Annotated in this window: 22 protein-coding genes; 13 read left to right on the top strand and 9 right to left on the bottom strand. The window is 53.3% G+C overall.

Translation table 11 applies throughout. The annotated features are described in order from the left end of the window. Positions 1–25: 25 nt before the first annotated feature. The 4 genes from rpsG to QET93_RS05080 all read right to left on the bottom strand — a co-directional run bounded on the left by rpsG (position 26) and on the right by QET93_RS05080 (position 3,949). Positions 26–499, bottom strand: coding sequence for a 30S ribosomal protein S7 (gene rpsG / locus QET93_RS05095; protein ID WP_280126836.1), 474 nt, complete (start codon positions 497–499; stop codon positions 26–28). Positions 500–536: 37 nt separating this feature from the next. Further along, positions 537–920, bottom strand: coding sequence for a 30S ribosomal protein S12 (rpsL, locus tag QET93_RS05090; RefSeq protein ID WP_102721861.1), 384 nt, complete (start codon positions 918–920; stop codon positions 537–539). Between the two features lie 427 nt (positions 921–1,347). After that, on the bottom strand, positions 1,348–2,886 hold the full coding sequence (gpmI, locus tag QET93_RS05085; protein ID WP_280132800.1) for a 2,3-bisphosphoglycerate-independent phosphoglycerate mutase: 1,539 nt from the start codon (positions 2,884–2,886) through the stop codon (positions 1,348–1,350). A 652-nt stretch (positions 2,887–3,538) separates the two neighbouring features. After that, the gene (locus QET93_RS05080) at positions 3,539–3,949 is read right to left on the bottom strand and encodes a thioesterase family protein (RefSeq protein WP_280132799.1); all 411 of its coding nucleotides are present in this window, start codon (positions 3,947–3,949) and stop codon (positions 3,539–3,541) included. Between the two features lie 290 nt (positions 3,950–4,239). Here QET93_RS05080 and QET93_RS05075 point away from each other — a divergent pair, with 290 nt between their 5' ends. The 5 genes from QET93_RS05075 to recO are packed head-to-tail and all read left to right on the top strand — an operon-like array spanning position 4,240 to position 9,572. Further along, a complete protein-coding gene (locus QET93_RS05075) occupies positions 4,240–5,379 on the top strand; it encodes an ATP-binding protein (protein ID WP_280126833.1) in 1,140 nt (379 codons plus the stop codon). 28 nt (positions 5,380–5,407) lie between these two features. Further along, positions 5,408–6,847: a sigma-54 dependent transcriptional regulator gene (locus QET93_RS05070; protein WP_280126832.1), complete on the top strand. Its 1,440-nt coding sequence runs from the start codon at positions 5,408–5,410 to the stop codon at positions 6,845–6,847. A gap of 23 nt (positions 6,848–6,870) precedes the next feature. After that, complete coding sequence (gene xseB, locus QET93_RS05065; RefSeq protein ID WP_280126831.1) at positions 6,871–7,146, top strand: exodeoxyribonuclease VII small subunit; 276 nt, start codon at positions 6,871–6,873, stop codon at positions 7,144–7,146. Continuing rightward, positions 7,118–9,046, top strand: a complete 1,929-nt coding sequence (gene dxs / locus QET93_RS05060; protein WP_280132798.1) for a 1-deoxy-D-xylulose-5-phosphate synthase — start codon at positions 7,118–7,120, stop codon at positions 9,044–9,046. Before xseB ends, dxs begins: the two co-directional genes overlap by 29 nt. After that, positions 8,994–9,572: a DNA repair protein RecO gene (gene recO / locus QET93_RS05055; protein ID WP_280126829.1), complete on the top strand. Its 579-nt coding sequence runs from the start codon at positions 8,994–8,996 to the stop codon at positions 9,570–9,572. The genes dxs and recO overlap by 53 nt, the downstream gene beginning before the upstream one ends. Positions 9,573–9,637: 65 nt before the next feature. Here the strand turns inward: recO and QET93_RS05050 are convergent, their stop codons facing one another. Continuing rightward, positions 9,638–10,273 (bottom strand): thioredoxin family protein, encoded by a 636-nt coding sequence (locus tag QET93_RS05050; protein ID WP_280126828.1) that lies wholly within the window; start codon positions 10,271–10,273, stop codon positions 9,638–9,640. Positions 10,274–10,431: 158 nt separating this feature from the next. On the opposite strand from QET93_RS05050, the gene QET93_RS05045 reads away from it, so the two are divergent. From QET93_RS05045 to QET93_RS05030, 4 genes are all read left to right on the top strand, one after another. Then, positions 10,432–11,331 carry a DUF3472 domain-containing protein gene (locus tag QET93_RS05045; protein WP_280132797.1) on the top strand — a complete coding sequence of 300 codons (900 nt, stop codon included), beginning with the start codon at positions 10,432–10,434 and terminating at the stop codon, positions 11,329–11,331. A gap of 159 nt (positions 11,332–11,490) precedes the next feature. Then, positions 11,491–13,233 carry a M60 family metallopeptidase gene (locus tag QET93_RS05040; protein WP_280132796.1) on the top strand — a complete coding sequence of 581 codons (1,743 nt, stop codon included), beginning with the start codon at positions 11,491–11,493 and terminating at the stop codon, positions 13,231–13,233. A 131-nt stretch (positions 13,234–13,364) separates the two neighbouring features. Continuing rightward, positions 13,365–15,143, top strand: coding sequence for a M60 family metallopeptidase (locus QET93_RS05035; protein WP_280132795.1), 1,779 nt, complete (start codon positions 13,365–13,367; stop codon positions 15,141–15,143). Positions 15,144–15,168: 25 nt separating this feature from the next. After that, positions 15,169–15,396, top strand: a complete 228-nt coding sequence (locus tag QET93_RS05030; protein WP_280132794.1) for a hypothetical protein — start codon at positions 15,169–15,171, stop codon at positions 15,394–15,396. A gap of 35 nt (positions 15,397–15,431) precedes the next feature. Here QET93_RS05030 and QET93_RS05025 read toward each other — a convergent pair whose 3' ends face one another. The 3 genes from QET93_RS05025 to QET93_RS05015 are packed head-to-tail and all read right to left on the bottom strand — an operon-like array spanning position 15,432 to position 18,474. Next, on the bottom strand, positions 15,432–17,030 hold the full coding sequence (locus tag QET93_RS05025; RefSeq protein WP_280132793.1) for an FAD-dependent protein: 1,599 nt from the start codon (positions 17,028–17,030) through the stop codon (positions 15,432–15,434). After that, entirely contained in the window at positions 17,027–18,076 is a 1,050-nt protein-coding gene (locus QET93_RS05020) for an agmatine deiminase family protein (protein WP_280132792.1), read from the bottom strand. The genes QET93_RS05025 and QET93_RS05020 overlap by 4 nt, the downstream gene beginning before the upstream one ends. Before the next feature lie 11 nt (positions 18,077–18,087). Further along, positions 18,088–18,474, bottom strand: a complete 387-nt coding sequence (locus tag QET93_RS05015; RefSeq protein WP_280126821.1) for a Minf_1886 family protein — start codon at positions 18,472–18,474, stop codon at positions 18,088–18,090. Positions 18,475–18,671: 197 nt separating this feature from the next. Between QET93_RS05015 and QET93_RS05010 the strand changes: the two genes are divergently transcribed. From QET93_RS05010 to QET93_RS05000, 3 genes are read left to right on the top strand one after another with little or no spacing between them, the layout of a single operon-like run. Continuing rightward, positions 18,672–19,922, top strand: a complete 1,251-nt coding sequence (locus QET93_RS05010) for a PDZ domain-containing protein (RefSeq protein WP_280126820.1) — start codon at positions 18,672–18,674, stop codon at positions 19,920–19,922. Next, positions 19,888–21,105 carry an AI-2E family transporter gene (locus QET93_RS05005; protein ID WP_280132790.1) on the top strand — a complete coding sequence of 406 codons (1,218 nt, stop codon included), beginning with the start codon at positions 19,888–19,890 and terminating at the stop codon, positions 21,103–21,105. The genes QET93_RS05010 and QET93_RS05005 overlap by 35 nt, the downstream gene beginning before the upstream one ends. A gap of 7 nt (positions 21,106–21,112) precedes the next feature. Next, entirely contained in the window at positions 21,113–22,714 is a 1,602-nt protein-coding gene (locus QET93_RS05000; protein WP_280132789.1) for an arylsulfatase, read from the top strand. 188 nt (positions 22,715–22,902) lie between these two features. Here the strand turns inward: QET93_RS05000 and tatC are convergent, their stop codons facing one another. Next, positions 22,903–24,126, bottom strand: coding sequence for a twin-arginine translocase subunit TatC (gene tatC, locus QET93_RS04995; RefSeq protein ID WP_280132787.1), 1,224 nt, complete (start codon positions 24,124–24,126; stop codon positions 22,903–22,905). A 56-nt stretch (positions 24,127–24,182) separates the two neighbouring features. Here tatC and QET93_RS04990 point away from each other — a divergent pair, with 56 nt between their 5' ends. Beyond that, entirely contained in the window at positions 24,183–25,499 is a 1,317-nt protein-coding gene (locus tag QET93_RS04990) for a glutamate--tRNA ligase family protein (RefSeq protein ID WP_280132786.1), read from the top strand. Positions 25,500–25,508 lie beyond the last annotated feature (9 nt).

Genomic DNA, 25,508 nt, shown 5'->3' with positions numbered 1-25,508 from the left:
AGGTGGTGTGTTACACACCGGTCATTTACCAGCGGAAGTGGGCGAAAGCACGGTTGGCCTGGGCCATCTTGTGCACATCGTCACGCTTGCGAACGGAGGAACCCTGGTTGTTGGCGGCTTCCTTGATTTCATTGGCAAGAGCCTTATGCATCGGCACACCACGACGGCTGCGGGCATAATTGACAACCCAGCGCATAGCCAGTGATTCGGAACGGGCAGGATCCACTTCCAGAGGCACCTGGTACGTGGCACCACCTACACGGCGACTCTTCACTTCAACGCGCGGCTTGGCATTTTCAATGGCACGGGTGAGAACTTCCAGAGGATCAACCGTATCCGTACCTTCATTGGCAAGATCGATTGCAGAATAAACAATACGTTCCGCAAGTGAGCGCTTGCCGCTCAACATTACCTTGCTGATCAGTTTACCAACAAGGACACTGTCGTAACGGGGGTCACGACGTTCGATTTTCTTATAGACGCGCTTACGACGGGCCATGATATCAGATTTTGAGGATTAATTGGTTGTTAAGGCTTTACTTGGCAGCAACCTTCGGGCGTTTGGCACCGTACTTGGAGCGACCCTGACGACGCTTGTCAACACCGAGGCAGTCAAGAGCGCCACGAACGATGTGATAACGGACACCGGGAAGGTCCTTGACACGACCACCGCGGACAAGAACGATGGAGTGTTCCTGAAGGTTATGTCCTTCACCGCCGATGTAGGCGATTACTTCTTCACCATTGGTCAAACGGACCTTGGCGACCTTACGAAGAGCGGAGTTAGGCTTCTTCGGCGTACGAGTCATCACCTGGAGACAAACACCACGACGCTGCGGGCAGCTGTGGAGGGCACGAGACTTGGACTTCTCTTCCGGAGTAATGCGTCCTTTGCGGACGAGCTGATTGATTGTCGGCATGTTTCCTGCTTGGTTTTAGTTCGTCGGAGTGCTTTTTCCGGTATCAAAACGAACGATCCTTGCTGAGCAGGAACCGGCCTTTTTTCCGGAGGCACCCCCGATAGAAAACTTATTTTCCTGCACCCTGCGGTGCCGTGTGGGGCAACAAATATACCGATTAATCATTCTATGACAAGACTTTTATTAGGAATTTTCAATCATTCTTTAACACAAACACAACATACTATTAATCAGCAACTTAATGGTTATTTTATGTTTGTTTCCGCCCTTTTCCTCCGCTTTTTACCCTGCCCTTTCGTCATCGGGGACGATCCCATGGGGCATTTGCCACCAAGTATCGCCTTCCACACCATGGCACAAAAAATCAACCGCTTCATCTCCGAGACAGAGATGAAGCGGTTGAAAACGGACAGAGGACAACGGAAAATTACTTCCGTTCCACCAGACTCTTTCCGGACATTTCAGCCGGTTGGGCAATGCCGAGCAACCCGAGAATAGTCGGTGCGATATCGGCCAGGATGCCATCCTTAAGAACCACATCATCCTTGTCGGCGCCTACATAGATCAGATCCACCAGATTAGTCGTATGAGCCGTATTCGGAGAACCGTCTTCATTGCGCATGTGTTCGCAATTGCCGTGGTCGGCAGTGATCAAAACCTTTCCACCCAGTTCCAGAACCTTGGAGACAACCTGTTTCAATCCCTTGTCCACAGCTTCGCAGGCCTTGATGCCGGCTTCCACGAAACCCGTGTGCCCCACCATGTCCGGATTGGCAAAATTGAGGATCGCCACATCGTAATTACCGATGGCTTCCACAAACTTGTCAGCCACGCCCTCGGCGCTCATCTGCGGTTTCAAATCGTATGTAGCCACTTCGCGAGGGGAGGGGACAAGAATACGGTCTTCCCCTTCGAACTGGGTTTCCACCCCGCCGTTGAAGAAGAAGGTAACATGCGCGTACTTTTCCGTTTCGGCGATACGAAGCTGCTTGAGTCCGGCGGAAGAAATCACCTCACCCAGAATATTGTCGAGTTCTTCCGCAGCAAATACGATCGGAGAAGGATATTTCGCATCATACTCGGTCATCGTCACGAAATGAACTTTCGGCATCACTTCACGGTCAAAGCCGTCAAACTCGGGGTAGAGGAACGCGTCCGACATCTGACGGGCACGGTCGGCTCGGAAGTTGAAGAAGAAGACAACATCGTTGTCCCGGATGCGCTGTTCGTCGCCATAGGCAAAGATGCCAGGCTTGAGGAACTCGTCCGTTTCCTTCTCGTCATAACGCTGTTCGATATACTCATGGGGAGTGCAGGAACACTGTTCACCACGGCCAAGGACAATGGCATCCCAGGCCAGCTTGTTGCGGTCCCAGCGCTTGTCGCGGTCCATGGCATAGAAGCGGCCGATCACCGTAGCGATTTTGGCACCGTACGGAGCCACTGCTTCTTCCAATTGCTTCAGGTAGCCGGCACCGCTCGTCGGGGAACAGTCTCGGCCATCCGTGATAGCATGGATGCAAATGTCGCGCACACCTGCTTCATAAGCCAGGCGCACCAGGCCGATCAAATGGTCGATATGGCTGTGGACACCGCCATCGCTCACCAGCCCCATCAAGTGCAAGCGAGACGTCTTGGCCTTTTCATAGGCTTCCATCAAAACGGGGTTCGCCGCAAGAGATCCATCCTGAATAGCATTCGCAATGCGGCAGAGATCTTGGAAAACCACTCGCCCGGCCCCCAGATTCAAGTGCCCCACTTCCGAGTTACCCATCTGCCCGTCAGGAAGTCCTACATCACTACCGGAAGCCCCGATCATGCAATGAGGGCAGGTTTCCAGCAGAGAATCGGTAAAGGGAGTTTCAGCAAGAACGGTGGCGTCACCATATTGTTCGGCAACGGAGGGGCCCAGGGGATTGCGACCCCAACCATCCCGGATAATCAGTACGACTGGCTTTTTTGACATGCCCCTCTTTATCCCTGACTCCTCCGTTTGAAAAGCCGGAATTGCGACTATTCGCATTTTATCGTGTTGACTCATGAATCAACACGGTCCTAAAACGAAAGCCTCCTAGCTTGCATGATATCAAGATCTACAAGATATAGAAGGGAAAATGATATCAAGATCTACAAGATATAGAAGGGAAAATGCCGATCGCCATGCTTCGTCCCTCTTCCCTCCCTCCACCTGCCAATCGCTTCCTGGTATGAAGCATTACCATTCGATCTCCTTGCCTATATCTATAGAAATATCAGACAGCCTCCGAACTCATAAAGACCCAGCCTCTCCAGAATCCACCGCCCCCATAACATCATCCAACTCATCATTGCAGGCATTACAGTAGCAGCATGCAGTTCATGCGCCATTCAAAAAGGCTTCGAATTTCGTGCCTTCCTCCCGTCGGATTCTCGGCAGGAATTTCAACCGGAATCCGCCAGAATATCGCACATATCCCCCTTATTCTCTCGCGGTATGCCTCCTGATTCCATGCCTCGTCATCCTGTATATCCCCCGGCCCTTCTTTCATTCATAGCTGATGACGAACCGGCCTTACCAGAACCTTCTTCTCTCCGGCTATAAACTCATCCCTGCAAACTTCACCGTATCGGCATGCGGTTCACAGACTTTCCAAGAGCTGACGTTCGCCATCCGTAAACGGATTTTTGCGGCCGTTCAGCATGCGCACCACCGTATACGAGGCACTCATGACCACCACATCACCCTTCGTCACAGTGAACGACCAAGTCAAAGCCGACTCACCGATGTGAGACGGAACGACCTGTACATCCACCAAGTCCCCCGCATACGCCGGGGACTTGTAATCCACCTCCACATGCACGCGCGGCCAAGAGTGCCCCGGAGCATACATCGGAAACCCCAACCCGCGCATGCAAACATGCTCCGCCTCTTCCAAAATGCACAACAACCGTGCAAAATGGCCTACTCCGCCTGCATCCGTATCGGCAAAACTCACCTCGCGACGGTAGTAAAACCCCGCCCCGTTTCCAAGAATTTCCTCCTGATTCATAGTTCCACACTAGGATACCTCGCCAGCTCTCGTCCAGAAACATCTGCGCCTCCGCAACATTTCTTTCCAGACTCTGATCCACCGATTTGAGCATCTAGGAATTTCTATCTATTGATCAAACAAAAACGCTACGGATTCATGTTCCAGGACGATACAAAAGAAGCCTCAGCTTTGTAATCTATCCCGTTGATACTATCATCACGGATAAATAGTGACAATTTGTCACAGCTCTTCTTGATTTACCGGAGGGATTTATGCTATAAACACGTATCTTCCCACCTCCTCCGTCCATGAAAAAGGAAACCGTTGAAAAGCTCATTGACCGTATTGGTCACTTGGAGAACAAGGAATTGCAAGCATTCCTGCTGAAGCTTTCCGAACAAAAAGGATTCTTCCAGCAGGTATTCGAAGTATTGCAGGAAGGCATCATCCTGCTGGATACGGGGGGCCATGTCGTGTACGTCAACAAGGCTGCCGCCAAAATTCTCAATAAGGAAGTGCGCGACGTCACGACGGACGACCTCGGCATCCTCTTCGGGCGCAATAACGCCTGGGGAGAAGTTGCCAAGGAAGGAGGGGCTGTCTCCCACGACACGGAAATCCACTACCCGGAACATCGCTACCTCAATCTTTACATCGCCCCCATCGGCGAGGAAACCACAACCGGCTATCTCATCCTCATCCGCGACGAAACAGCCCGTTATCTGCACACGGAAGAGATTCTCGAAGCAGAGCAACTCAACTCCCTGACTCTGCTCTCCGCCGGAGTCGCCCACGAAATCGGAAATCCTCTTAATTCCATCGGTCTTCATCTCCAGTTGCTGGACCGTAAAACGCGACAACTCCAATCTCCGGAAGCCGAACAACTGAGAGAACTCGTCCAAACTTCCCGCTCGGAAGTCAAACGCCTCGATGCCATCCTCCGTCAATTCCTCCAAGCCGTCCGCCCGACCAAGCCCAACCGGGAAAGATTGGAAATCAATGCTCTCATCGAAGAAATCATCCAATTCCTCCGTCCGGAAATCGAAGAACGCAACATCCACATCGTCCTTGATCTCTGTTCTCCCATGCCTGTCATGGACATGGATCCCGTCCAGATTAAACAAGTCTTCTACAATCTCGTCAAAAACGCCTATCAGGCCATTCCTTCCGGGGGTGGTTCCATCCTCATCAAAACGGAGTGCAATGCTTACGAAGTCCGCGTTACCGTTTCCGACACCGGCAGCGGCATTTCCCACGAAGTCATGGGCAGCATCTACGAACCCTTCCTGACGACCAAATCGGAAGGGACAGGACTGGGGCTCCTCATTGTCCGCCGCATCGTCAAAGATCACGGAGGCAACCTCACCATCGCCAGCCATGCCGGAGAAGGTACCACGATCACCATGTTCTTCCCCCGGACGGATTCCGCAGCCAGACTCCTTCAATAGTAAATGACCTTCCCTTCGCCAACAATCCATGAGCCAGCCGATCCTGTTAATTGTCGATGACGAAAAGCCCACGCGCGATGCCCTCCGCATGGCGCTGGAAGACATATACGACGTATACACGGCTTCCAACCTGACACAAGCCGCCAACATTCTGGACGCCGAACCCGTCGACTTGATTCTTACCGACCTCCGCCTCGGTGGAGAAAACGGCATGGATCTCCTCGACTCCGCCTCCGCCCGAGAACACCCGCCCGTCTGCATCGTCATGACAGCTTACGGCTCCGTTGATACCGCCGTGGAAGCCATGAAGCGAGGGGCCTACCATTTCGTCACCAAACCCCTGAACCTTGACGAAGTAGAACTCCTCCTCAAACGTGCCCAGCGCACGCGTTCCCTGGAATCTGCCAACCGCGAACTGGAGGCTACCCTCCATCCCCACAAGGGACTCGACAGGCTTCTCGGCAAATCCGAAGCCATGGAAAAAGTCTTTCGCATCATTCGTCAGGTGGCACCAGGCAAAACCACTGTCCTGATTGAGGGAGAAAGCGGTACCGGCAAAGAACTTGTCGCCCATGCCATCCACGCCCTCTCCCCCCGTGCTTCCAAGCCATTCGTCGTCGTCAACTGCGCCGCTCTTTCCCCACAACTGTTGGAAAGCGAACTTTTCGGTCATGAGAAAGGCGCCTTCACCGGAGCCGTCCAGAAAAGAATCGGCCGTTTTGAAGAAGCTAACGGAGGTTCCATTTTCCTTGATGAAATCGGAGAAATCGATCCTGCCACCCAGGTTCGTCTCTTACGCGTCCTCTCGGAACGTACCATTGAACGCGTCGGTTCCAACACCCCGGTCCCCATCGATGTACGCGTTATTGCCGCCACCAACAAATCTCTCAAAAAACTCGTCGAAGAAGGCACCTTCCGGGAAGACCTCTTCTTCCGCCTCAATGTCGTCAAAATCGATATGCCTCCTTTGCGCGAGCGCCAAGAGGATATCATTCTCCTTTCCAACGCCTTCCTCAAAGAATTTGCCGGAGAAAACGGAAAAACCGTCAAACCGCTCTCCGATCAGGCAACCCGGGCTCTACTCTCCTATCCATGGCCCGGCAATGTCCGGGAACTGCGTACAGCCATCGAACACGGTGTCGTCATGAGTAATGGAAGCACCGTAGACCTCACCCATCTCCCCGCCCAGCTGCGGACAACACAACAGGAACAACCGGAAAGTCCTCCCCCGGATCAGCCTTCTCAACCCATAACGCATATTCAGCTTGTCCATCCAGGCAGTTTGAACCTATTATCCCTTGAAAAGGAAGCCATCCGCCAGGCTCTCCGGATCACCGGAGACAATCGGACGGCGGCAGCCAAACTCCTGGGTATCAGCCGGAGAACACTCCAAAGGAAAATCGCCGAAGACTTCGACCCAACCAAGACCTCGGAATCGGATACCCGCGGGATCCAGGCAAACCAATAGCCTCCTACCTCTTCATCACATCCATGGCATCAAAATCATCCAAGGAAACACCCACCTTCGAGCAATCCATCGCCCGGCTGGAGGAAATCGTCCAATTGACGGACGCTCCCGTCACCGAATTGGAATCCATGATCTCACTCGTCGAAGAAGGTACCAAAATCATCCGCCACTGCCGGTCCATCCTGAAAAAGGCGGAGCTCCGCATAGAAGCCCTGGAAAATCCCGAATCCCCGACAACCACTTTGGACGCTCCCCAGGAACAGACGCCCGATGAACCAGACACCTTCTCCCTCTCCTGAGCTTCCGGAACTTTTGGCCTCCATCTTTTCTCCGGAGGATGTCAAAAGCATGCCGCCGGACAAACTGCCCATTCTCGCTCAAGAGATTCGGGACCTGCTCATCAATACCCTCTCTGTCACCGGAGGCCATCTCGGTCCCAACCTGGGTGTCGTCGAGCTCACTATTGCGCTGCATTACGTCTTCAATACGCCGAAGGACAAAATCCTCTTCGATGTTTCCCATCAGGGTTACATCCACAAAATCCTGACGGGCCGGGCCAACCGCATGTCCACCATCCGCCAGTTCGGAGGCCTTTCCGGTTTTCTCAAACGTTCCGAATCGGATCACGACGCTTTCGGAGCGGGCCATGCCGGTACAGCGCTCTCAGCAGCTTTAGGCATTTGTGCCGCACGCGACCGCAAGCACGACGACTTCAATGTCGTCGCCGTCGCCGGTGATGCCGCCTTTACCTGCGGTACCACGCTGGAAGCCCTCAACAACATCGCCCAGACGACCAAGCGTTTCATCGCCATCCTTAATGACAACGAGTGGGCCATCGATAAAAACGTCGGTTCCCTGGCCAACTACTTCAACTCCCTTCAAACGTCGGATACCTATGCATGGGTCCGCAAAAAAACAGCCGAATTTGTAGAACGCCTGGGCGGTCAGCAGGCCAAATCCTTCGCCAATAAAATAGAATCATCCGCAAAAGGCCTCATCCTCCCCTCCGTTCTGTTTGACAAATTCGGGCTCCGCTACTTCGGTCCGATCGATGGTCACGATATTCCCTTGCTCATCAAGACACTTGAGCACATCAAAAACCTCAACGAACCCGTCATTCTCCACATCGTCACGGAAAAAGGCCGCGGATACCAGCCCGCCCTCGACAACCCGACTAAATTCCACGGACTCGGTTCCTACTGTATTGACAACGGCAACACGGACTCTCCACCCTCTCCAACATACTCGGAAATCTTCGGACGCACCATTGCCGACCTGGCGGACCATGATGAATCCGTCGTAGCCGTCACAGCAGCCATGCCCAGTGGAACCAAGCTTGATCTCTTCAAAGAACGCCACCCTTCCCGGTTCTTCGACGTCGGGATCGCAGAAGAACACGCCGCCCTTTTTGCCTGCGGCATGGCTGCCGAAGGCCTCAAGCCCTATGTCGCTATCTATTCCACCTTCATGCAACGCTGTGTCGACATGATCCAGCACGATGCAGCTCTTCAAAAACTGCCTGTTAAATTCTGCATGGACCGGGCCGGGCTGTCTCCCGACGACGGTCCCACTCATCACGGCCTCTTTGATATTGCCATGCTCCGCTGCCTTCCCGACCTCGTCATGATGCAGCCAAAGGACGAAACCGAATTCGTCAATATGCTGTACACAATGAATGAAATCGACGACCGGGCATCTTCCATCCGCTACCCCCGGGGATGCGGCATCGGCGCCCCCATCCCGGAGATTCCTCAGCTCCTCCCCATTGGCAAGGCGGAAATCGAACGCAACGGCACGGACATCGTCTTTGTCACTCTGGGAGACATGATCGTCCTTGCACGCAATATCGCTGACCAACTGGAACGGGAAGGCTACTCCGTCGCCATCATCAATGCCCGCTTCATCAAGCCACTGGATGAAGAATGCATCCTGAAATACGCCCGCCGGGCAAAACTCGTCTGTACGATCGAAGATCACTCGATCAAAGGCGGTTTCGGCTCAACCGTCCTCGAATGTCTCAGTTCCGGAAACGTTACAACGCCCGTGGAAATTGTCGGCTGGCCCGACCGTTTCATCGAACACGGCTGTCTGAAATCGCTCCGGGAAAAATACGGTCTGACGGAACCCGACATCCTGGACAGGCTTCATGCTCGCCTGGGTGCTGCCACCTCCCATCCCGACAACGGTTGCGGTGAATGAAAGCCTTGCCACTCTCCTGAAAACCTACCCTCTGGGAGAAACCGGTCTGATCGTCGTCTGGTTCACGGAAAGCCACGGCATCATCCGCACTGCTGCCAAGGGAGCTCTTCGCCCGCAAAGCCGCTACATCGGGCAGCTTGATCTCTTCTTTCACAGCCTCATCCAGTGGAAAGAAGCCCGAACCGGAGATCTGCATACACTTTCGTCCGCCACGCTTGCCCATCCACGTTTCAACATCCGCCGGGAATACCCCAAGCTCTCGCTGGCTTCCTACTTTGCCCGCCTTATCCTGCTCGTTGTTGAAGCAGGAACCCCCGCACCGGAATTCTACGATCTTTTGGACCGCGCCCTCAATTATCTGGAGCAGGAACAGCCCTCACGCAAGGCCTTACTCCACTTCGAAAGGGAAATTATCCGGCTCCATGGCCTTCAGGGAAGCAATCTGCCCGCCCATGTCGCTATCAGACACCACTTCGGCAAAATCCCCATCCGCCAAAGGGAATCTCTTCTGGAAATACTGGGATAAATCTACCACCGAAACACCCACTTCGAGTGGGTAACCACGGAATCACGACTATCCATAAAGCGGCATTATTTGCCGGCAGCCTGGGAAATCTTCTCCACCAATTCCTTAGGAGTAATGCCCTTATGATAGCCGCCATCGCCAATCACCTTGCCATCCTTATTCAAAATCACATAGTGGGGAACCCCTTTGATTTTGAATTGCTGAGCTTTCTTCTTCCCTTCAGGCGTATAGCCTCCGGGAGTCGGACATTCATATTTGACAGCCAGCATTTTTCCGCCTGCCAATCTCTTGAATTCCGATTTGGAAAGCACTTCATTTTCAAGTTTAACGCAATACGGACACCAGCTTGTTCCTGTAAACAACACCATCACAGGAAGATCGTATTCCTTGGCATCTTTCAGTGCCGCATCAAGCTTCTTGGACCATTTGAACGACAACTTGGCTCTCTCTTCAGCCACAGCTTCAGATTTGGCCGTCTCCTGCTCCTGTTTGACAAAGTCCTGATCCTCCTGGCTCAACGAAGCCAGAGGAAGTTTGACAATCTTGCCGGAAGTCAACTTCACAGAAACATCCTTATCCGTTGCACGCAAATATTCTCCCTCAATCGTTTTACCGGCACTATTCGTCCATGTCCGGGATTCGGCAAATGAATTGCAGCAGAAGCATGCCAGGCATGTAAGTAAAAGAAAGGCAATTCTCATAATCGAAAATAAACCACATCCTGCAATCAAAAGGCAACAAAAAAGTATCCTAATATCTTCTTTCGCGAACGGTAAACACAGGATCCGGAAAGATTCACATGACAGAATCCCGTATATTTGGGCAAGACTTTGCCAGGTAGTCAGTGTAATAGACACACATGTTTAAAAGACTTGTTTCATCCATTTTGCTGGCAACAGTCCTTACTACCTATGCCACAGCGGATACTTCTCCGGAAGAACTCACGAAACGTCAGTGCAGTTCCGTCCATCTGAGACACGCCCCCATCCAGCGTAATTCGCAGGCCATCTATCTCCAGGCGGAAGCCCTGCAATCCGCACCGGGCACCTACTTCTGCGCGGCCAACATGGATAATTGCTACATTGGCTTCCAGGAAATCTCACCGGACAGAAAAGTCCTCATCTTTTCCATTTGGGATCCTATCCCCCATGGAGACAACCCCAATGAGGTTCCCGAAAATGAAAAAGTCCAATGTATCGGACAACATCAAAATGCGGAAATCTCCCGTTTCGGAGGCGAAGGTACAGGCGGTAAAAGCTTTCTTGCCTACCCTTGGAAAATCGGAGAAAAGATGCAATTCCTCATTGTCAACAAACCCCTCGGCGACAATCTCAAGGAAATCTACGGCTACTTTTTCAACAACCATACGAAAAAATGGGAATTGATTTCCGCATGGAAAACCCACAGCAAAGAAGGCGAGCTCTCCTATGCCGTCTCCTTCGTCGAAGACTTCCGGCGCAACTACGACTCCACCAAACACATTCGGTCTGCCAAATACGGTCCCAACTTTAGCTGGACAAAAGACAAGGGGTGGGTTCCTGCCACCACCGGTACCTTCACCAAAGATCCGACACCCTCGGAACATATTGCCGCACAGGTTATCCCCGCTGAACAGAGATTCCTCATCCAAACAGGCGGAGACACCAAAATGGGTAAATTCAAAGTCTGGGAAAAGCGAGAACTTCCCGCCGACTCAATCAAAATGACTGCCCCTTCCAAGGAAGTGCAGGACATCGTTGAAAAAACGTTGAAGAAATAATACGCGAAACATCTCTTCAAAAAACAGATGCGCCCCGCCCAATACAGGGAGGGGCGCATCTTATTTGTACTATATGAAGATGACATACATCAATGATTCTCATGATAGGATAAAGTTCCCTTTTCCGTATCTTATATATTATCCTTCCTTCTGACCCCCATGAAAAAATACACATCCCACATACTGACAGCCCTGGCAGTATCTTCCTTCTGCCTCACTCTGGCAGCACATACTGTTTCCATCGCTTCAGCCGAACCGTCCTCTACCGTCGCGAACGCTCCCGAAGACGCCTTCCATAAACAGTTCAGAAAGCAAATCTACGAAGCTTACCCTCCGGTATCGGCAACGGCAAAAGAACTGAAAACCAGCGGATACAACCAGTTTGAAAATCCCACCGGCATCGTTTTTGAAGAAGGAGATACCATCATTGTCAAGGCAAGCGGTATCCCCTCCAATGTCACACCGGAACTGCGCATTACCAACTTCGGTTCCGAAGATTGGAAAGACTCACGCTATCCCCTCAAAAACGGAGTCAACAAGATTAAGGCTCTCAACAAAGGCCACGGTTACATCAGCTACTATACCGACCATTACAAAACGGCGCCCAAACTTAAAATTTCTATCGAAGGCGGTAAGGCCAACGGTTATTTCGATTCCGCCATCCACAATAATGACACATGGAAGCGCCTCCTGGCAGGAGCCGTCTCCAACATCATGGACATCAAAGGCAAACGTGTCCAACTTGCCTATCCCGTCCAGGCCCTCAAGGAACAATGTCCGGAAAACGGATTCGGCCTCATCGGACTCTACGACAGAATCATCACGTTCGAACATGAAATCATGGGATTGGACAAATACAACCGGGTTCCGAAAAACCGCATGTTCGGTCGTGTCATCTGGAAGGGTTTCATGCATGCCGACGGTATCGGAGCCGCCTTCCACAATGATACCATGAAGGAATTGGCCAACATCGAAAAACTCATGAAAGGCCCTTGGGGCGTCGCTCACGAATTCGGTCATGTCAACCAGGTTCGTCCCGGCATGAAATGGGTTTCTACCACGGAAGTCACCAACAACATCTATTCCATCTGGATCCAGTTCAAACTGAATCCATCCTACATCAATCTGGAACAAGAACACCACAACGACGGCGACGGAAACCACGTCACTGGCGGCAGATTCAACAGTTTCCTCCAGGCGGCCCTCATCAACGGAGAACAATGGCTTTGCCAAAAGGGGCCGGACAAACTCACCGACTACCAGAACGGTGGCGACCATTTCGTCAAACTCTGTCCCCTCTGGCAACTCCAGCTTTACTGCAATGTTGCAGGCAAGGGTAATCCGGACACCTACCCGGACATCTTCGAAATTGTCCGCAAGCAAAACGATGCCGGTATTTCCAACGGACAGCATCAACTCAATTTCATGAAGAACGTCTGCGACGTCAACAAGCAGGACTTCACCGATTTCTTCAAAGCAGTCGGCATGCTCAAGCCCATTGACAAAGACATGGACGATTACTCCCGCGCCCAGTTGACCATTACCCAGGAACAATGCGACGCTCTGGTAGACTATGCTAAAAAGTATCCCAAGCCAGAGTCTCCCGTCGTTTACTACATTACCTCCGGTTCGGTCGATGCCTATCGCGACAAGCTGCCTGTCACCGGCACATATAATCAAGGCGTCACGGAAGAAGGAAAGACGCGCAAAATCGACCACAATGTCTGGAAAAACGTCACTGTTTTCGAAACCTACGCAGGCGATAAGATGACCAACATCGCCATCTGGGGAACAGGAGCTCCCGACAAGTCCAGCACTCTCGTCCAATATCCCGAAGGTTCCACCCGCATCGAAGCCGTCGCTTGGGACGGACAAAGGACTCTCGTTACAGGCAAGAGATAACCGAAGTAAACCCTACACAACTTCCTCAGAGCCATTCTGTTTTCGACGGAATGGCTCTTTTTTGTTCATCTTTCCACATAACATGATAGATTTTAACCACACTTAACGTACATTGTACGTAATAAATCATCATGAATGCTCTGTCTCTTTCTCTTATCGCATTCTCCTTCTGCACCTTATGTTTTGCAGAACCGGGAGTTTCCACCAATCTATCCGGCAGATCTCCGGCAATGGCATCCGCAACGCCGGAAGACGCTTTCCATAAAAACTTCAGGACTCAAGTCTATGAAGCATACCAGCCTTTGAAATCCCTGGCTTCGCAACTCAAAACAGGAACCTACAACCAGTACGAAAATCCCACCGGCATCTACTTCCAGGCAGGCGATACAATTATCGTCAATGTTGCCACAGACATAGGGGAAGAATCTCCCAGGCTCCTCATCATGGATTTCGGGCCGGACGGAAAAGGAAAAAAAGACTATCCTCTCAAAACAGGCGAAAATAAAATCACGGCCGAGGTGCCGGGGCTCGGTTATATCTCGTACTATTCCGACCATTACAAAACGGCGCCCAAACTCAAAATAACCATTCAGGGAGGCAAAGCCAACGGATATTTCGACCCGGTCAAACACTCGAATCGGGAATGGAAAAAACTCCTTGCCGAAGCCGTATCCCCCATCCTCGACATCAAGGGGCGGAAAATCCAACTTGCCTTCCCTGTCCAGGCCCTCAAGGAACAATGTCCGGACAACGGTCTGGAGCTTATTGGACTCTATGATCGCATCGTCGCACTCGAACACAACTTCATGGGACTCGGCAAATACAAGCGCACCCCGAAGAACCGCATGTTCGCCCGCGTCATTTGGAAGGGCTACATGTATGCCGACGGCATCGGAGCCGCTTTCAACAACAACACCATGCGGAAAGTAGCCAATGTAGACAACATAAAAGCCAATTCATGGGGAATCGCCCATGAATTGGGTCATGTCAACCAGGTTCGCCCCGGATTCAAATGGGTATGTACCACGGAAACCACCAATAATCTCTACTCCCTTTGGATTTCCTACAACTTCGCCAAAGGCAAGATCAACCAGGAAGCACGGAAAGCTAAAGACTGGGACGGAAACAAACTCATCGGCGGCGGTATCAATTGCTACCTCCATGCGGCCCTAATTGCCGGTGAACAATGGCTCTGTCAACGCGGACCGGACCGCCAGGCCAATTACGAATTCGATGGTGACCATGGTTCCAAACTTCTTCCCCTCTGGCAGCTCCATCAATACTTCAACATCGCAGCCATGGGTAACAGAGACTTCTATGGAGACATCCTCGAACGTATCCGTACATCTAATGACAAAGGCCTCTCCGACGGGGACCACCAACTCAACTTCATGAAGTACGCCTGCGACGTTTCCAAGAAAAATCTCACGCCATTCTTCAAAGCAGTCGGCATGCTCAAACCCATTGACAAACGCCTGATCGACTATCGCAAAGCCCAGTTGACCATCACTCAGGAGCAGTGCGATGCCATCGAAGCATACGCCAAACGCTATCCCCTTCCGGCATCCCCCGTTATCTATTACATCTCTTCCGGCACCACGGATTTCTATAAAAAACGCCTCGCTGTCAAAGGTCTCTTCAATCAGGGAATCACGGAACAGGGTCGTACCAGAACCATCAACCACGACATTTGGAAAAACGCCGTTGCATTTGAAACATACGCCGGAGAAGAACTGACCCATATTGCTGTCTGGGGAACAAACTCCGAAGACAAATCCAGCACCCTCGTCCAGTATCCCGAAGGCTCCACACGCATCGAAGCCGTCTCATGGGACGGGAAGCGCACGCTTGTCACCGGAACCAGGCCGACCCAAAGCAAGAGAGCTCCTGCCGCCACGGCCTCCCTTTAAACATCCTTCATGGTAAACTCGCCTCTTGCAATCATCCCTCGTACAAGGCATTCTTGCCATTGATATGACGACTGAAGGCTGGATCACCATGATCTTCTCCATAGGCGGGGTGCTCACCCTGGCTACGTGGTGCTTTTCCAAAGTCCTTTCCCAGCCCAAGCCGGAAGACGACCTAAGCCGTATCGAACTCCAAACTCCCGATATGGACAACGACTCCGATTCCCGCAACAACGCAGGAAACTACGAAATCTAACCGGCACATGGAAGGGAGAGCAATCCTCCCGCCTTCTATGGAGACAAGAGCTTCCCGACGGCCGCCTCAGCGGATCTGAGGCCGTCCATCGCAGCAGACACGATTCCTCCCGCATATCCGGCTCCTTCCCCGCAAGGGAAAAGTCCAGAAAGATACGGATGTTCCAGCGAGCCAGCAAGCCTCGGTACCCTCACCGGGGAACTCGTCCTCGTCTCGCATCCGATCAATTGCGCAACCTCGCCGGCATAGCCGCGCATCTTGTGGTCGAACAGGAGCAAACCGTCTCGCATACGCCACATTACCTCGCCGGGAAGCAATTCATGCAGAGGCCATGCCGTAAGACCGGGAAAATAACTCGTCTCCAAAAGAGACTTCGAGACCTTCCCTTTCAAAAAATCCTTCACACGCTGTGCCGGAGCCTTTTGAAGCCCGCCTCCTGCCGCCGAAGTAGCTTGTTCCAGGCGTTTCTGATAGGCAATGCCGGACAGCACACCGTGTTCCTTCTCGAATTCGTTCGTATCCTCCGGCTCCACCGTCACCACGAATCCGGAATTGGCAAAAGGAGAATCCCGGCGCGACAACGACATTCCATTGACCACCACCTCGTCATTCTCCGTTGCAGCCGGGACAATGAAACCTCCCGGGCACATGCAAAATGAATGGACGCCCCTCCCCGCGATTTTCGTCGAAAGATTATACCTCGCCGCAGGAAGGAGGGGGGATCTTTCTTCACCAGCTCTCAAATGGTACTGGTGTCCGTCGATAAACGACTGAGGATGCTCGATGCGTACACCGACAGCAAATGGCTTCCGCTCCATAAGTATCCCTTCCCTCTGCAGCAGGCGATACACATCGCGGGCGCTGTGCCCCGTTGCTAGAATCACGGCTCCGGACTCGAAGACTCTTCCGTCGGCACATACCACGCCACGCAGAGATCTCCCGTCCTTTCCCCGGATCAATCCCGATACCTTCGCCTGGAAATGAATTTCTCCACCGGCTGCCAACACCGAACACCGAATCGCCTTCACAACGTTCGGCAACAAATTGGAACCGATATGCGGATGGGCATCCGTCAAAATCTCCGCCGGAGCACCATGGGCGACAAAAGTCTCGTAAATTTCACGAACAGGCCCCCGTTTCGTCGCACGGGTAAACAACTTGCCGTCGGAAAACGTTCCCGCCCCCCCTTCGCCGAAACAATAGTTCGACTCTTCATTCACCACCCCCTGCCTCATGATCGGAGCCAGATCGAACCGTCTGGAAGATACATCCTTCCCGCGTTCCAACACCACAGGTCTCGCCCCCAGTTCCAGACAGCGCAACGCGGCAAACATCCCCGCCGGACCAAAGCCTACAATAAGCACTACAGGCGCTCCCTCCTTCACATGCGGATAGGAACGCACCGGAAGAGACTCCTCCGGCAGTTCAACATCCACCCCAACCTCCAGCCTTAACTGGACGCGAACCGGCCGATGCCGGGCATCCAGGGATTCCTTGCGGAGGCGTACTCCCATAATCCTCCCCGGCTCCACACCGAGCTTTTCGGCGGCAGCTCTCCTGCGGGCAAGATCGTCCCCCGCCTGTTCCAAGGGCAGGACGACATCGGCATACAATGGTTCCCGGTCATCATTCATCGGCTTACGGAAACTGCAGGTTGCTGCTGGGTTATACAATGGATAGCTCCCCCCTCCACAACAAGCAGGCGGGCATCTACACCGCATACCTTCTTGCCGGGAAACGCCTCCCGCAGAATCCCCAGGGCACGGTCGTCATTACGTTCCTGCATGAAGATAGGCACAATCACGGCATCGTTTACAATCAGGAAATTGGCATAACTGGCAGGCAACTGTTCCAATCTCCAGTCCTGCACGAGGATCGGATCCGGCATTGGCAGGGGAATAACCTCCACCCGGCTTCCTGCAACAGTGCGCATGTCACCCAGCCGTTCATTGTTCTCAGCCAAAACGCGGTAATGCGGCGACCTCGGGTTCTCTTCCACAATAGATACCACGGCATCTTCCTTCACGAAACGCACCATATCGTCGATATGTCCATCCGTATCGTCCCCCTCAATCCCGGAACCCAGCCAGAATACGGACTCGATGCCCAGCTTCGATTTCAATTCATTCTCAATCTCTTCCCGGTTCCATTCCTTATTCCTGTTGGGATTCAGCAAAACCGCCTCCGTCGTCAACAAAAGCCCGGCGCCATTACCTTCGATCGCGCCGCCTTCCAAAATCATCGGAGATTCGACACGAGGCACACCCAGGGCCTCCGCCATCCGACGCGGAATCCCGTTATCCAAATCCCAGGGTGGAAACTTGCCCCCCCATGCATTAAACTGCCAATCTACCGCTACCAGGCCATCCGCAGCCTCATCCTTCACAAAAATCGCGCCATGGTCACGGCACCATACATCATTGGTCGGGTGATCGTACAGGGAGAACGATTCTTCCCCCACCCCGAGGCCAGCCAACACGGAACGGATCCCGTCATGCAAATCGCAAGAGGCATTCACGCACACCCGGGCATGCGGTACAATTGCCGCAGCAACACGACCAAACGTCTGCTGCAAGCGGTCAAGGCCGCCCTGCCACAAATCCCTGCGATGCGGCCAGGAAAGCCATACCGCATCCTGCTGTTCCCATTCGGCGGGCCATCTGAAATTCTTTTCACTCATGATCCAGAAAATTACGGTGTAGGTCGATACGGTTGCTCCAAGGCATTCTTCAAGTTCATCACGCCATCGAAATCATCAATGGAATCGGAATCCTCCTTGCTGAATATCTCGGCGTCTATCAAATTAAAAACAATGCGACCAATATCAATTCCCGCCTTGATATTCCACTGTTCCAGCACCGTGTACGCCATCGGGCCATACTCCTGCAACGCATAATCGCGGATGCCTTCCAGCAATTCCCTTCCCTTCACATGGCGGCCCAGCCCTCCCTCTGCGCGGATCACACGTTCCAGCGTGAAATCCAATGCTTCGCGTAGAAAATGGTAAGCCTCCGGCGCATACCGGGGATCCCGATGGACAATCTGCATAATGGCTTGGTCAAACGGAGAGGAATTCATACTCAACAAACAAGAACGACCATAATGGCAAATCCGCCCCTCCGCAAGAGCATACCTCCGCCCCGCTCCATCCGGCCGCGTCATCCCCGGATGCACATAAAAACAAAAAGCCCCATCCAGATCCTTGCATAGCCGTGAGCCATTTGCTAATGTCCGTTGATTCCATGATTCGGCTTTTCCCAGCAGTTTTGGGTGCAATGCTCTGCATCTCATGTTCTCAGCATGTTCCGGTCCCTCCGGGAGCCCCTCCCATTGATGCCATCAACCCTGTTGACGGTACTCCGATGGCCATCGCCTGGTATGAAGACACCCCTCTGAAAATGGGCGTCGATACAGGGGCAACGCAAGAAGCCATCCTCTTCTCACCAGCCGTCACCGAACTCGGAAAAAGAATCCGCGGGAAGGGTACCATGCAATCTGCCAATGTCTCCGTTTCCCTCACCGAACGTGGTCCCCACCTCGCGGAAACCGTTGATGTTTCCATCGTCAAAACAGCTCCCTACGACGGCCTCCTCGGCTGGGCGACAATCAACAAATACGTCTGGAACCTCGATATTCCGAAAGGACACCATCAATTCAGCGAGACTCTTCCCGCCCGCGTCAAACGCTGGGACCATCTCAAGCTCGTTCCCAAGTCCGACTATGCACAAATCAGGGATCCCAAAGGGCGGACCATCATCATCGACACTGGAGCTCCCTACGCCATTTACATCGCCCGCAAAGACTGGAAAGCCTTCAAACTGGACTATCCCGATGCCCCCGTCTCCGTGTACAGCGGCTTCTCCCCCGCAGCCGGAGGTTACTATGCCTATGAATCGACCTTGATCTCCTCGTACAAAATCGGAGATCTGGAACTACGTAATGTCGTCGCCTGCGAAAGCTTCGCCGACAAAGGAGTCATGAACACCGACAAGGACATCGACATCATGCTCGGGATCGAAGCCTTTTACCGCCGGGAAGCCTGGCTTGACGGCCCGGGCAACACTCTTTATTTCAGTTCCCCGAGAACATCCCAGTACATCCGGTCCTCGTTCAACCTCGTCGGAGCCACCTTCATCCCCGATAAAAATGGCAATCCGCCCTGCAAGGCATTCGTCGCGGAATGGTCTCCGGCCTGGAATGCCGGACTCCGCACCGGAGACATACTCGTCTCCATGAACGGACGCAAACATCTTGACTACTCCGTCCTCGACTACATCACCATGCAGGAAGGAGCCGAAGCCACCGTCACCGTCCAACGCAAAAACAAGCTCATCACCGTCGAATGGACTGTCCCCCCTCGCCCCGAACCGGGAGACTACCATCCCACTCCCGAAGCTGTCACCCCCGAAGACTACGAACGCCTCCAGGCCATTCACGAATTCATTGATTCCGTCAACAAAACAGTTCCCGATCAACAGCCTCCTTCCGACAATGACTCCTCCCCCCACCCCGAACGACTTCCGTAAGCAAACATGCTGGAACGCTCTCACCGGTGTCTCCCTTGCCGTTATTCTGGCACTTGCCGTCGGAGCCATCCTGCTCATCTCCCATGTCCTCGGCTTCCTTGAACCCGTACTCCTGCCCGTCATCGTTGCGGCAGTCATCGCCTATCTTCTTGAGCCCCTTGTCAACTGGCTGGTCCGACGAAAAATTTCCCGTCCCCTTGCCGTTTCCGGAGTAATGGGCGCCTGTGCACTCGCTATCGTCATTTTCCTCCTGGGGATCGTTCCCCCGCTCGTCCACCAAACGAATGAACTCGTCGACAACCGGGCTCAAATCTGGCAATCCGCCTCCAATGCCGTCTTCACTGCCATGGAAAAACCCATGGTCGCCGGCGCCATCGACAAATTCTACCGCAAAAGCCTGCGGGATATGGACTCCGACGCCTACTCCCCGGAAGAACTTCAGCAAATGCGTTCTGCCACCACGCCTCAGCAGCAACTTACCATTTGCATGGATCTCAACGCTTCCCGATTCTTCACCAAGATAACCTCCTGGCTCACCTCCGGCAGCGAAGCTGTCTTCGGCTGGATCGGCATCGCGATCGGACTCGTCATGACTCCCATCTTCCTTTTCTACTTCCTCACGGAAAGCAGTTCCATCAAGGAACACTGGCACGATGTTCTCCCCATCAAAGAGTCCCGATTCAAGGAAGAAGTCGTCTCCACCGTCCAGGAAATCAACGGCTATATCATCTCCTTCCTCCGAGGCCAAATGCTCGTCAGCCTCATTGATGGCGCCCTCACCGCGGTCATCCTCTACTTCATCGGGCTGCCCTACGCCTTTACCATCGGAGCAGCCGTCGCCATCCTCGGCATCATTCCTTACCTCGGCACCATCATCACCGTCGTTCCCGCTGCTCTCATTGCATGGTTCGTCTGGCATGACTGGCAGCATATCCTTCTGGTCATCGGCATCTTCACTGCCGTCAACCAATTCGACGGCTGGGTCATCCAGCCCAAAATCGTAGGTAATTCCGTCGGCCTCCACCCTCTGACAGTCATGTTCTCCGTCCTCTTCTGGACACTCGTTCTAGGAGGCATTTTAGGAGCCCTTCTTGCCGTTCCACTCACGGCAGCCCTCAAAGTCATCTTCAGGCGATACATCTGGCAATCCATGAAAGATTCATCTTCCACCACAAGTATTTAATAACAATATGAATAAAAGCAATTCCCTCCTCTTCTCCGGTTTGCTTCTGGCTACTGCAGCCATACCAGCATTCGCCCAAGCCGGAACAGAAATAAGCAAAACCCCCAAGCTTCCCAAAGCTGTCGTCGTCATCTTTGCCGATGATCTCGGGTACGGTGATGTCGGATGCTACGGCGCAGACCCCCAAAAAATTCCGACGCCAGCCATCGACAAACTCTGCAAGCAAGGAATCAAGTTCACCGACGCCTACTCCACCACCTCCGTCTGTACCCCGTCGCGGTACGCCTTCCTCACAGGCCAGTATCCCTGGCGAAAGGAAGGAACCGGAATCCTCCCCGGGGATGCAGCCATGATCATTGATACCGACCAGCCGACTCTCCCCAAAATTATGCAGAAGTACGGTTACAAAACAGCCGTCTTCGGCAAGTGGCACCTTGGCCTCGGTAAAGGGAAAATCGACTGGAACCATTCCATCTCCCCTGGTCCCAACGACATCGGTTTCGATGAAAGCTGCATCTTCGCCGCCACCGGAGACCGTGTCCCATGCGTCATCCTCCGTAACGACAAAGTCGAAAACCTCGACCCCAACGATCCCATAGAAGTTTCCTACAAGCATAACTTCCCCGGCCTCCCCAATGGGAAAGACAATAAAGACCTCCTGAAACTCATGTGGAGCCATGGCCACAACAATGCCATCATCAACGGCATCGGACGCATCGGCTTCATGAAAGGCGGGAAAGCCGCCCTCTGGGACGACGAAAAAAACGCCGACTTTATCACCAATGAAGCCATCCAATTCATCAAACGCAATGCCCAGGCCAAACAGCCTTTCTTCGTCTACTTTGCCACGCACGATATACACGTTCCACGTACCCCCGACAAACGATTCGTCGGTAAAAGCAAGTGCGGGGTCCGCGGAGACGTCACCGTCCAGCTCGACGACTGCGTCGGACGCCTCATGAAGACTCTTGACGAATGCGGCCTCTCCAACGATACCCTCGTCATCTTCACCAGCGATAATGGCCCCGTCCTTGATGACGGTTATGCCGACAACGCCGTTAAAGACAATGTGGGGCACAGTCCTTCCGGCCCCTTCCGTGCCGGCAAATACAGTATCCTTGAGGGAGGTTCCCGCGTCCCCTTCATCGTCCGCTGGCCCGGAGTCGTCAAGCCCGGCATGGAAAGCAAGGCTCTCATCAACCAGATGGACCTCGGCGCCACTCTGCTTGCCCTCCTTGATCCCAAAGCCAAATCACCCTTCCCCGACAGTGAAAATCACCTCCTGGCGCTGGAAGGAAAAGACACCAAAGGTCGCGACTATCACATCGTCAACTCCTCTGCCAAGATGGTCGGTATCCGCTCCGGCAAATGGAAATACCTCCCCGCCGGCACCCCCATCCGCGATGGGATTAACGGTCTCGGAGCCAAAATGTCACGTGCCCCCGAAGGCGGCCTCCTCATCGACCTGGAAAAGGATCCCAAGGAACTCAACAACCTTGCCTCCAAGCATCCCGACATCGTCAAACACCTCCACAACAAACTCGAAGAAATCAAAAAGTCCCCCGTCAACAAGGAAAACCTGCGGGAATACGCCCTGCTGGACGACTAATCTCCCACCCTATCCTTCAACCATTCATTCAGGAGTCCGGTTTCCAACCGGACTCCTTTTTTATTATCTGGAGACAACACCGACAAATCGGAGGCAACATGCGTGTGCATCATCAAGCCCACCACACCATCCTCCACGTCAACGCTAATCACAGGCACAAGGGAATTGCCAACCGCTGAACTGGAATCTTAATCCTTAATCCCGTAATCATGCTCCATCCGGGCATACGCCTCGGCATCCTCCTTCGCCCTCCGGCGCGACTCCCTCCAGGCCAGTAGAATACACACCTCATACAGAACATACATCGGCACGGCCATCAACATCATCGTCGGAATATCGGGAGTCGGCGTAATAAAAGCCGCCAAGACAGTAATTGCTACAATCGCATAGCGCCTCGTGGACTTCATCAACTCGTAGCTCAGGAGCCCCATCTTCACGAATGGCATCACGACCACCGGCAGTTCAAACCCGATGCCGAACATCAGCACCAACTGCGTCGCAAATGAAATATAATATCCGATACGCCACTCGTTCGCGATCCCGAAATCCAACGAATACATATAGAAAAACGTCAGTACGCGAGGAAGCACAACCCAGTAGCAGAATCCGACACCCGTTAAAAACAGTCCGAATCCGATAAACAGGCTCTTATACAAGAGTTTTCGTTCATTCTCCAGCAGTCCTGGCACAATAAATTGGAGCAGAAAATACATCAGGAACGGGAACGAAATCACCAGTCCCGCGTAAAATGCCAGCTTGATGGAAAGCATGAACGGCTCGCCCGGTTGGAAGGCCCCCATCAACTTCAAAGCCCCGCGCCCGGTACCTTCCGTAATCACCGCCCCCGTCCTCTCCAATTCCATGGACAAGCGAGCAATGCCCTCATTCGAAGAAGCTTCCTTGAAAAAAGCCTCCCTCTCAGCCTCCGGCAACTGTCTCGCAGCACGCAACAGCAAAGCACTCTCCGCCAGCTTCCATTTCTCTCCAGAAACCTTCTTCTCAATAGCCAGACGAGCCTTCTCCGGCAAGCCCGGCAGTACATACGCAAGGGTCTTTGCCTCCCCCCATTCTTCAGTCGTGATCCCAGCCGGCAAATGAGCATTCTCATATGTCGTCCAAACCTCATCAGCCGGTTTGCGGATAATATCCATCAAATCCGTAGCAAACTCAAAACTCACCACCGTTGTAATCACCAGGCATATCGCCATCCGCAAAATCATCGTCCTCAGATCCTCCAAGTGGTCGAGGAAAGGCTTTTCCTCGTCCGCCCCGGTAATCTGCATCCGTTCGCGAAGATGAAATATATGTTTTAGAAAAAACACGTCGAGACAGTCAATCCATTCTCGCGCCTCTTGGCAAGCGGCAAGCTCGCCAAACCACGTCATCCATACCTCATCAACCCCGATTTTCACATTTCCCGCACTTCTAGTGCTTGACCTCGCGCCATGCACGTCTAACCTCATCTTCCATGAACGACAAGGTCCGCACCCGTTTCGCACCCTCTCCCACCGGTTACCTCCATATCGGCGGCGCACGCACAGCCCTCTTCAACTGGCTCTTCGCCCGCAAGATGAAAGGTACTTTCATCCTCCGTATCGAAGACACCGACAAGGAACGCGACTCCGAGGAAGCTACCCAGGCCATATTCGACGGCCTCCGCTGGCTCGGCATGGACTGGGACGAAGGCCCCATGGTCGGAGGAGACTGCGGTCCCTACTTCCAAAGCCAGCGCAATCATATCTACGACGCCTACTTCCAGAAGCTCGTCGACGCCGGACGCGTTTACGAAAGCGACGGTGCCTGGCGATTCCGTTTCGACCGCACCAAGCCCGTCACCTTCAACGATATCATCTGCGGTTCCATCTCCATCGACTACCGGGATGCATCCAATACCCCCGACATGGTCATCAAGCGCTCCGACGGCAGCTATGTCTTTCACTTCGTCAATGTCGTCGACGACATTGAAATGCGCATGACCCACGTCATCCGCGGAGAGGACCATATCATGAATACGCCCAAGCACATCCAGATTTTCGAAGCCTTGGGCGTCACTCCTCCGGCCTACGGTCATATTCCGCTTATCCTCAACCCCGACGGTTCCAAAATGTCCAAACGCGACACCGGAGCCGCCCTCGGAGCCTACCCCGCACTCGGTTTCCTCCCGGAGTCCGTCGTCAACTTCCTCGCCCTCCTCGGGTGGTCCCCCAAGGACGACACGGAAATCTTCTCACCCGCCCAGCTCATTGACCGCTTCTCCCTCGAAGCCATCAACCGCTCCGCCGCCAAATTCGACATCACCAAATGCACCTGGGTCAACCAGCAGCATATCTCCTCCCTCACTTCGGAAGACTTTGTCGCCCGGGCTCTCCCCTTCTGCATCGAAGCCGGGCTTCCGCAAGATTCCCCCATCCTCAAGCCCGCCATCGCCACTGTCCAGCATAAGGTTAAAACCCTCTTGGACGTTCCGGCATTCATTTCTTTCTTCTTCAATCTCGTCATGGACGAAGAAACACTCGCCAAACTCCAGCCCGGCGCCGGAGCTCTCATGGCAGTCCTTGCCGATACCTTGGAGGGCCTCTCCCAATGGGACGGTCACGAAATCGTCGATATCCTCAAATCCACCGCCAAAGCCCAGGGCTATAAAAAACCAGGAGCCATCATGTTCCCCGCTCGCGTTGCCCTGACAGGCGTTCACGGCGGCCCCGATCTCTCGGACATCTTCCAGCTTCTCGGCAGACAGGAATCCCTCCTCCGTCTCCGTAACGCTGCTGCAGCCTGGGCATAACCCCGGCTT

It is taken from the genome of Akkermansia sp. N21116, assembly GCF_029854705.2.
Classification (GTDB): domain Bacteria; phylum Verrucomicrobiota; class Verrucomicrobiia; order Verrucomicrobiales; family Akkermansiaceae; genus Akkermansia.
Note: the sequence above shows the minus strand (reverse complement) of the source record. Positions and strands in the feature narration are given on the sequence as shown.

Excerpts from the sequence above, each read along its gene's own strand:
- rpsG (WP_280126836.1), bottom strand. The coding sequence starts at position 499 with ATGGCCCGTCGTAAGCGCGTCTATAAGAAAATCGAACGTCGTGACCCC.
- rpsL (WP_102721861.1), bottom strand. The coding sequence starts at position 920 with ATGCCGACAATCAATCAGCTCGTCCGCAAAGGACGCATTACTCCGGAA.
- gpmI (WP_280132800.1), bottom strand. The coding sequence starts at position 2,886 with ATGTCAAAAAAGCCAGTCGTACTGATTATCCGGGATGGTTGGGGTCGC.
- QET93_RS05080 (WP_280132799.1), bottom strand. The coding sequence starts at position 3,949 with ATGAATCAGGAGGAAATTCTTGGAAACGGGGCGGGGTTTTACTACCGT.
- QET93_RS05075 (WP_280126833.1), top strand. The coding sequence starts at position 4,240 with ATGAAAAAGGAAACCGTTGAAAAGCTCATTGACCGTATTGGTCACTTG.
- QET93_RS05070 (WP_280126832.1), top strand. The coding sequence starts at position 5,408 with ATGAGCCAGCCGATCCTGTTAATTGTCGATGACGAAAAGCCCACGCGC.
- xseB (WP_280126831.1), top strand. The coding sequence starts at position 6,871 with ATGGCATCAAAATCATCCAAGGAAACACCCACCTTCGAGCAATCCATC.
- dxs (WP_280132798.1), top strand. The coding sequence starts at position 7,118 with ATGAACCAGACACCTTCTCCCTCTCCTGAGCTTCCGGAACTTTTGGCC.
- recO (WP_280126829.1), top strand. The coding sequence starts at position 8,994 with ATGCTCGCCTGGGTGCTGCCACCTCCCATCCCGACAACGGTTGCGGTG.
- QET93_RS05050 (WP_280126828.1), bottom strand. The coding sequence starts at position 10,273 with ATGAGAATTGCCTTTCTTTTACTTACATGCCTGGCATGCTTCTGCTGC.
- QET93_RS05045 (WP_280132797.1), top strand. The coding sequence starts at position 10,432 with ATGTTTAAAAGACTTGTTTCATCCATTTTGCTGGCAACAGTCCTTACT.
- QET93_RS05040 (WP_280132796.1), top strand. The coding sequence starts at position 11,491 with ATGAAAAAATACACATCCCACATACTGACAGCCCTGGCAGTATCTTCC.
- QET93_RS05035 (WP_280132795.1), top strand. The coding sequence starts at position 13,365 with ATGAATGCTCTGTCTCTTTCTCTTATCGCATTCTCCTTCTGCACCTTA.
- QET93_RS05025 (WP_280132793.1), bottom strand. The coding sequence starts at position 17,030 with ATGAATGATGACCGGGAACCATTGTATGCCGATGTCGTCCTGCCCTTG.
- QET93_RS05020 (WP_280132792.1), bottom strand. The coding sequence starts at position 18,076 with ATGAGTGAAAAGAATTTCAGATGGCCCGCCGAATGGGAACAGCAGGAT.
- QET93_RS05015 (WP_280126821.1), bottom strand. The coding sequence starts at position 18,474 with ATGAATTCCTCTCCGTTTGACCAAGCCATTATGCAGATTGTCCATCGG.
- QET93_RS05010 (WP_280126820.1), top strand. The coding sequence starts at position 18,672 with ATGCTCTGCATCTCATGTTCTCAGCATGTTCCGGTCCCTCCGGGAGCC.
- QET93_RS05005 (WP_280132790.1), top strand. The coding sequence starts at position 19,888 with ATGACTCCTCCCCCCACCCCGAACGACTTCCGTAAGCAAACATGCTGG.
- QET93_RS05000 (WP_280132789.1), top strand. The coding sequence starts at position 21,113 with ATGAATAAAAGCAATTCCCTCCTCTTCTCCGGTTTGCTTCTGGCTACT.
- QET93_RS04990 (WP_280132786.1), top strand. The coding sequence starts at position 24,183 with ATGAACGACAAGGTCCGCACCCGTTTCGCACCCTCTCCCACCGGTTAC.